The 1,591-nt window shown below is 69.6% G+C and carries 1 protein-coding gene; it reads right to left on the bottom strand.

Annotation, left to right across the window (positions count from 1 at the left end; all coding sequences use genetic code 11):
* The gene (locus PKC53_RS16635) at positions 1–1,383 is read right to left on the bottom strand and encodes a TIGR03013 family XrtA/PEP-CTERM system glycosyltransferase (RefSeq protein WP_324430630.1); all 1,383 of its coding nucleotides are present in this window, start codon (positions 1,381–1,383) and stop codon (positions 1–3) included.
* Positions 1,384–1,591: the final 208 nt, after the last annotated feature.

Genomic DNA, 1,591 nt, shown 5'->3' with positions numbered 1-1,591 from the left:
TCAACGCGACCCGCGCGCCGTCAGCACCACCGCGATCGTCTCGAGGATGATCACCAGGTCGAGGAACAGCGAGTGGTTCTTCACGTAGTACAGGTCGTACTCGAGCTTGCGCTTGGCGTCCTCGACCGACTCGCCGTAGTGGTAGCGCACCTGCGCCCAGCCGGTGACGCCGGGCTTCATGCTGTGGCGCACCGCGTAGAACGGCACCTGCTGCGTCAGCTGGTCGACGAAATACGGCCGCTCGGGGCGCGGGCCCACCAGGCTCATCTCGCCGCGCAGCACGTTGATCAGCTGCGGCAGCTCGTCGATGCGCAGCTTGCGGATGATGCGCCCGACGCGCGTGACGCGGTCGTCGCCGGCCTTCGCCCAGCGCGGCTGGCCGTCGCCCTCGGCGTCGACGCGCATGCTGCGGAACTTGACCACCTCGAACGGCTTGCCGTTGTAGCCGGTGCGCTCCTGGCGGTAGAACACCGGCCCGCGCGAGTCGAGCTTGATGGCCAGCGCGGTCAGCAGCATCAGCGGCACGCCGGGCAGCAGCAGGATGGCGGTGCACACGAGGTCGAACACGCGCTTGACCGCGGTGCGCAGCCAGCCCTGGTTGAAACCCTCGCCGAAGATCAGCGCGCCGGCGTGCACGTGGTCGATGCGGATCTGCGCCAGCGCCTTCTCGAAGTGCGCCGAGGTGTCGAGCACGCGCACGCCCGACAGCTTGCAGTCGAGCAGCTCGCGCAGCGGCATGCTGCCGCCGCGGCGCTCGGTGAGCGCGACGACGATCTCGTCGACGCGCAGGTCGCGCGCCAGGTGGCTGAGCGGGCGGTCGGACTTGAGGATCTCGTGCGACGACACCGCGGCCTGCGTCTCGTTGGGCCCTATCACGAAGCCGACCACCTCGGCGTGCGGGTCCGACTGCGTGAGCGTCTGCGCGACCAGCTGCGCCGACGGCCCGGCGCCGAACACCAGGATGCGCGAGCGGATCAGCGACTGCGCCTTCGAGTGCGCCACCACCGCGCGGTGGCCGAACACCCACACCACCACGCCCATCGCCGCCAGTCGCATCACGTCGCGCCCCAGAACGCTGGACGGCAGCAGCCCGAAGATCAGCCACGCCAGCGGCAGCGCGATCAGGATGGCCACCGTGGCGCGCGCCAGCGACTGCAGCAGCGAGCGGTTGTGCGCGTACTCGTAGAAGCCGGTGGCGGTGTTGATGACGAACACGCACGCGGCCAGCAGCAGGCAGGCCAGCAGCGGCAGCACGAAGCCGGTGCCGGCGCCGCCGAGCGTGCCCATGCTCATGCCCATCACCACGACCAGGATCAGGCCGAGGTCGAACATGACCTGCATCAGCGTGCGGCGGTGCAGGTAGTGGTTGAAGATGCGGATCATTGGGCGTGGAGTTGCGTCGGACGATGGCTCGCCGGACCGCGACGGGCGGAGTGCCGGATCCATGACCCGGCTGTCGACGCAATTGACACTTGTCGACGGGGCGGATGCTGCAACAGCACCGCAGGGCGGTCATCCCCATGAATGGGTGCCGAGGCACGGTGCGCGGCAATGCGTCACGGGTTCGGGTGCCGCGCGTGCCCGGCGGCAC

The organism is Azohydromonas sp. (assembly GCF_035325925.1).
Classification (GTDB): Bacteria; Pseudomonadota; Gammaproteobacteria; order Burkholderiales; family Burkholderiaceae_C; genus Calidifontimicrobium.
This window is presented reverse-complemented; position numbering and strand designations above follow the sequence as displayed.